At 54.3% G+C, this 6,056-nt stretch carries 5 protein-coding genes and 1 pseudogene; all 6 read right to left on the reverse strand.

All coding sequences use genetic code 11. The features are described from left to right. Nucleotides 1-21 precede the first annotated feature (21 nt). On the reverse strand, nt 22-1,146 hold the full coding sequence (locus BHE85_RS16465) for an ABC transporter permease (protein ID WP_001216257.1): 1,125 nt from the start codon (nt 1,144-1,146) through the stop codon (nt 22-24). Further along, a complete protein-coding gene (gene rbbA / locus BHE85_RS16470) occupies nt 1,146-3,881 on the reverse strand; it encodes a ribosome-associated ATPase/putative transporter RbbA (protein WP_000149139.1) in 2,736 nt (911 codons plus the stop codon). The genes BHE85_RS16465 and rbbA overlap by 1 nt, the downstream gene beginning before the upstream one ends. Then, nucleotides 3,878-4,945, reverse strand: a complete 1,068-nt coding sequence (locus tag BHE85_RS16475; protein ID WP_000361467.1) for an HlyD family secretion protein — start codon at nt 4,943-4,945, stop codon at nt 3,878-3,880. Before BHE85_RS16475 ends, rbbA begins: the two co-directional genes overlap by 4 nt. Before the next feature lie 62 nt (nt 4,946-5,007). After that, entirely contained in the window at nt 5,008-5,121 is a 114-nt protein-coding gene (yhiY, locus tag BHE85_RS27600; protein ID WP_001296785.1) for a protein YhiY, read from the reverse strand. A 189-nt stretch (nt 5,122-5,310) separates the two neighbouring features. Continuing rightward, a pseudogene (locus tag BHE85_RS16480) lies at nt 5,311-5,841 on the reverse strand (DUF4049 domain-containing protein); the annotation flags it as partial. Between the two features lie 15 nt (nt 5,842-5,856). Further along, on the reverse strand, nt 5,857-6,056 hold a 200-nt coding region (locus BHE85_RS16485), incomplete at its 5' end, for an IS1 family transposase (protein WP_000327172.1).

Here is a 6,056-nt window from a genome sequence, read left to right on the forward strand (position 1 = left end):
ATGAAGTCAAGTTTCCCTTCCTTACGCCATTGTCCCAATCGTCTTCCTGAATCGCAGCAGCGCAATGGTGAAAAACGCGCCGCCAATTGCCATCAGCGTCAGGAACTGCGGCCAGACGATTTCGAATCCGGCACCCCGGTAGAGAATGGCCTGCGCGAGGCTAACAAAGTGTGTCGTCGGCATGGTCAGCATAATGTCCTGCACCATCTGCGGCATACTTTCGCGCGGCGTGGATCCACCGGAAAGCATTTGCAGCGGCAGCAGCACCAGAATCACCAGCAGCCCCAGTTGCGGCATTGAACGCGCTATCGTCCCCATAAAAATGCCGATTGACGTGGTGGCAAACAGACTGAGCGCCACGCCCAGCATAAACAGCGGGATCGAGCCTTCAATCGGTACGCCCAGTACACCTTTCACCATCAGCACCAGCGATAATCCCGATACCACCAGCACCACCAGCCCCATCGACCAGATCTTCGCCATCATGATCTCAAACGGCGTTATCGGCATCACCAGTAAGTGTTCCACCGTGCCGTGTTCACGCTCGCGGATCAGCGCCGATCCGGTCAATACAATCGCCAGCATGGTAATGTTGTTGATGATCGCCATCACCCCGCCAAACCACGCGGGATCAAGGTTCGGGTTAAAGCGCATCCGGGTTTCCAGCGATACCAACGGTTCGCTGTTATCACGGTAGCGCGCGACAAAGCTGTTCACTTCACCGTTGATAATATTCTGGATATACCCATTGCCGGTAAATGCCTGGCTCATGCGCGTGGCATCGACGTTCACCTGAATATCCGGCTGGCGTCCGGCGAGGACATCACGCTGAAAATTAGGCGGAATATTTATCGCGAAGGTATAGCGTCCGGCGTCCAGTCCGGCATCCATCTCATCGGCGGTGATCATCTCCGGTGGCAAAAACCACGGACGATAGAAGCTGTTAACGATCCGGTTCGATAACTGCGATTGATCCATATCGGCAATGGCGATCGGCGCGAGGTTCAACGATCCTGGCGTAACGGTCGCTGACGAATACACCGACACCGTAAACGAGAAGACAATCAGCGTCAGCATCGCTTTATCACCGAGCAGACTGCGCAACTCTTTGATACCCAGATTAAAAATATTGCGTAAATGGCGCATCATCCCTCCTGTTTTTTCAGCAGCAGGATACTTAAGCCCATCACCAGCGGGATGGCTATCAGCAACGGGATAAAAAGTTGCCACATATCAGTCAGATCCAGCGCTTTCGAGAACGTCCCGCGGGCGATAGTCAGAAAATGACTGGTCGGGTAAACCTCGCCGATCCAACGTCCAGGCCCTTCCAGCGAAGCTACCGGATCGATCATCCCGGAAAACTGTGTCGCCGGGATCAACGTGATAATCGCCGTTCCGAAAATGGCGGCAATCTGGCTTTTCATAAAGGTGGAGATCAGCAGCCCCATTCCGGTGGCAATGATGATATACAGCAGCGCCGCCAGGGTGAGCGTCAGGAAACTGCCTTTATGCGGTACGCCAAACACAAACACCGACAGGCCGCAGAGCAGGAAAAAGTTCAGCATCCCCAGCGCGATGTATGGCAACTGTTTACCAAGCAAAAATTCACTACGCGTGGTGGGGGTCACGTAAAGGTTGATAATCGACCCAAGCTCTTTTTCCCGCACCACGCTAAGGGTGCTTAGCATTGACGGGATCATCATCAGCAGAAGCGGGATCACCGCCGGAACAATTGCTGGCAGGCTTTTTACGTCCGGGTTATAGCGATAACGCGTCTCAATGTTCATCAGCCCGCTTTGGCTGGCGGGTGTCGATTGTCGGCTCGCCACATCCTGAAGCCAACTCTGGTGCATTGCCTGCACGTAACCTTTTACCGTTTCGGCACGACTGGGCATCGCTCCGTCGATCCAGACGCCGAGTTCCACAGGCGTACCACGCGCGATATCGCGCCCGAAATTGGGCGGGATCTCAATCGCCACCGTGATATCGCCCGCACTCATCCGACGATCAAGCTCGTCATAACTGGTGAGCGGCGGCTGTTCGATAAAGTAACGGGAACCGGAGAGGTTGAGTGTCCACGCCTGGCTACTGACGGTCTGGTCGCGGTCGAGCACCGCAAAGCGCAGGTTTTCCACATCCATACTGATGCCGTAACCCATTATCAGCATCAGGATCACCGTTCCCATCAGCGCCAGCGTCGAACGTACTGGATCGCGTCGCAGTTCCAGCGCTTCGCGGCGGCTGTAGCTAAACAGACGGCGCAGGCTAAATCCCTGACGCGGCGCGTGGGTGGTGTCGTGTACCACGGGCGGCGCTTCGGCTTCGTTGCTCTGCCCTGCCGCTTCCTGCAAATAGGCGATAAATGCCTCTTCCAGACTGGCGGCTCCGCGTTTCTCAACCAGTTCCTGCGGTGTACCGCTGGCAAGCACTTTTCCGGCGTGCATCAGTGAGATGCGGTCGCAACGTTCCGCTTCGTTCATAAAGTGGGTGGAGATGAAGATAGTCACTTTGTCCTGGCGCGAGAGATCGACCATCAACTGCCAGAACATATCCCTCGCCACCGGATCGACACCAGAAGTAGGCTCATCGAGGATTAACATCTCCGGGCGATGAATCACCGCCACCGCCAGCGAAAGCCGCTGGCGAATGCCGAGCGGCAATGACTCCGGCAGAACATCTTCAACGTCGTTGAGCTTAAAACGCTCGCTCATTTCAGCCACTCGCGCGGGAATTTCCGCTTCCGGGATGTGAAACAAACGGGCATGTAACTCCAGGTTTTGCCGCACGGTGAGTTCGTTATAGAGCGAAAACGCCTGCGACATATAGCCCACACGACGGCGGGTATCGATATCTTTTGGATCAACCGGTTGCCCAAATAGCCACGCCTCACCTTCGCTGGCGGGCAGCAGTCCGGTAAGCATTTTCATGGTGGTGGATTTACCGCAGCCGTTCGAACCAAGGAATCCAAAAATCTCCCCGCGTGGAATGCGGAAATTGACGTGATCAACGGCAACGAAGGAACCAAAACGCATGGTCAGATCGCGCGCTTCGATGGCAATCTCTGCGTTTTCAGGTTGATACGGTGGGATCACTACCGCCTGATGCGCCTGGCGTTGCGCTTGCGGTAACAGATTAATAAATGCTTCTTCCAGCGTGGCGCTTTGCGTTTGCTGCCGCAGCTCTTCGGCGCTGCCGGTTGCCAGCACTTCTCCGGCATTCATCGCTACCAGCCAGTCGAAGCGTTCGGCCTCTTCCATATAGGCGGTGGCGACCAGCACGCTCATATTGCTCTGCCGCTGGCGAATACTGTCGATCAGATCCCAGAACTGGGCGCGGGAGAGCGGGTCAACCCCCGTTGTTGGCTCATCAAGGATCAACAGTTCCGGGTCGTGGATTAACGCGCAGCACAGCCCAAGTTTTTGCTTCATCCCGCCGGAGAGTTTCCCTGCCGGACGATCGCGAAACGGTGCTAACCCCGTGCTGGTCAGCAGCTCATTAATTCGCACTTCCCGCTCCGCTTTGTCGTGACCGAACAGGCGGGCGAAAAAATCGACGTTTTCATACACCGACAAGGTGTGGTAGAGGTTTTTGCCCAGCCCCTGCGGCATCCAGGCGATGCGCGGGCAGACGTCGCGGCGATGCTTCGGGTCGCGCATATCGCCGCCCAGCACCATCACATTGCCCTGCTCAATGACACGAGCACCGGAAATCAACGACAACAAACTCGACTTCCCGACGCCGTCCGGGCCAATCAGCCCGACCATACAGCGGGCCGGAATATCGAGAGTGATATTGTTCAGCGCAACGGTTTTTCCATAATGCTGGCTCACGCCCGCCAGTTGCGCGACAGGCGGGACGGGAACCAGTTCCAGATGCGTCATTGCGGCAACCTCACCACCAGGTCGTCAGGCCACGGAAGTTCTTCATTCACCCGCACCCACGCTACGCCCGGCAAGCCCGTTTTGACATATTCCAGATGCTGCTGGAGTAATTCCGGTGGGATACGCGCTTTGACGCGGAACATCAGTTTCAGCCGTTCATCGCTGGTTTCGACGGTTTTTGGCGTGAACTGGGCGACGCTGGCGACAAAACTGATGGTCGCCGGAATACGCAGATCTGGCGCGGCATCGAGGATCAGCCGTGCTTCACCGCCCAGTTTTAGCGTGCCCGCCTGTTCGGTTGGCAGGAAGAAAGTCATATAGACGTCGCTGAGATCGACCATATTCAGCACCCGACCGCCTGCCGCCAGCACTTCCCCTGGCTCGGCAACCCGATACTGCACGCGTCCGTCACGCGGGGCTTTCAGTTCGCTGTCATCGATATCTGCGGCAATGCGCCGTTCAGTGGCTTGTGCCGCTTCGACGCGGGTTTGCGCCTGAATGATATTGGTACGTGCCGCCTCTATAGCGGCTTTAGAAGCAGAAACCTGAGCTTTTGCCGATTCCAGCGCAGCTCGGGCGCTCTCAGCGGCGGCGCGGTCGTCATCCAGCTGTTGCGCAGAAATAGCCCCTCGTTGGGCCAGTGAACGGGAACGCATATGACGTTTTGCTACGGAGTCCAGTTCTGCCTGGCGTTGATTAACCAGCGACTGCGCGGCGCGAGTTTCGCTTTGTCGTTGCTCCAGCAAAGCCTGCGCGGCGGCAACGGCGCTTTGTGCCTCTTTGATTTGCGCGATGGCTTCCAGTCGCTGTTCCTGCAACACACGAGTATCCATCTTCGCCAGCACTTCACCTTCGCGAACAAACTGGCCTTCTTTCACCAGAATGGTGTCGATACGCCCGGCAATTTTGCTGGCGATATCCACTTCCGTCGCTTCAATGCGCCCATTGCTGACAGCAAAGCCTTCCGGCACACCCGCCGGGCGCAACAGCCACCACGCCACGACGGCAGCCACCGCCAGTGCCCCGACAACCCACCACGCCAGATGGCGCTTACTCTTATCCATAATCGGCCCGCCATAATCCCTGTAAGCAAACGACGCGTGTTACAACTGCCGCCGAACGACGTTCAGCGGATTCTTCCATCCGGGATAAGAAGGAAACGACAAATACGACCAGCGCGCAGAGCATTGAGCGCCAACGGGGAAGGCTTAGTGAAAACGGGTAGTAATGTTGTCATCATCAGCATTCCTGGCCGTAAATGAAACACGCATACTCATAAGTGTGATCTATAAAACTGGCTGACAAAACGGTATCCATCCTGTTGGATCGCGTTTCACGCCTGTTCAGTTGCAGGAACAGAGCATTCCTTTTTACGTTTTATCAACAGTCTCAACCAGATAGTAACATTAATATTCATGTTGTCTATGGTTCAGAGCTGTAACATTGTGCGCCTTCTAATCAAAGGCATAAGTCCATTTCTGTTTTTTTCATGCTGGTAAGACTTCCAGGGAGTGGTTATCTCAGGCCCTGCACCAGGGTTAATTTGGCAATTATGCATGCTGAACATTCTTCCAGCATGTTTACTGTCACGGGCGTTAAGACCTAAAACTGTCCCCGTTTCACCTATACATTCTCTTCCACCATTACCGTTATGTGCAACAACTTGATTTATACCTAACATTTGTGAGCATGCTAATAGTGCTTCAAGTTTAGGTCTGTAATCTGTCGAAACAGAAAAATAACGATTAAAGGATCGACAAGAGATAGCCCGGCTATTTTTAAACTTTTTGCCATTAATTACAGCATGGTGCTTTTTATTAATAATTTCCGCTAATTCGACCGGATCGAGAGCATTGGTCATTTCATCAATAGAGACTGTTATCGATCCTATAATGTAACGTTTTCGCTGCTCATCAAAAATTATCCCATGATGATTTGCCATTATTTTGTATTTGGGGTCGGTAATGACTCCAACTTACTGATAGTGTTTTATGTTCAGATAATGCCCGATGACCTTGTCATGCAGCTCCACCGATTTTGAGAACGACAGTGACTTCCGTCCCAGCCTTGCCAGATGTTGTCTCAGATTCAGATTATGTCGCTCAATGCGCTGAGTGTAACGCTTGCTGATAACGTGCAGCTTTCCCTTCAGGCGTGATTCATACAGCGGCCAGC

Origin of the sequence: Shigella sp. FC1567 (assembly GCF_001743015.1) — a bacterium.
In the GTDB taxonomy this organism is placed as follows: Bacteria; Pseudomonadota; Gammaproteobacteria; order Enterobacterales; family Enterobacteriaceae; genus Escherichia; species Escherichia coli.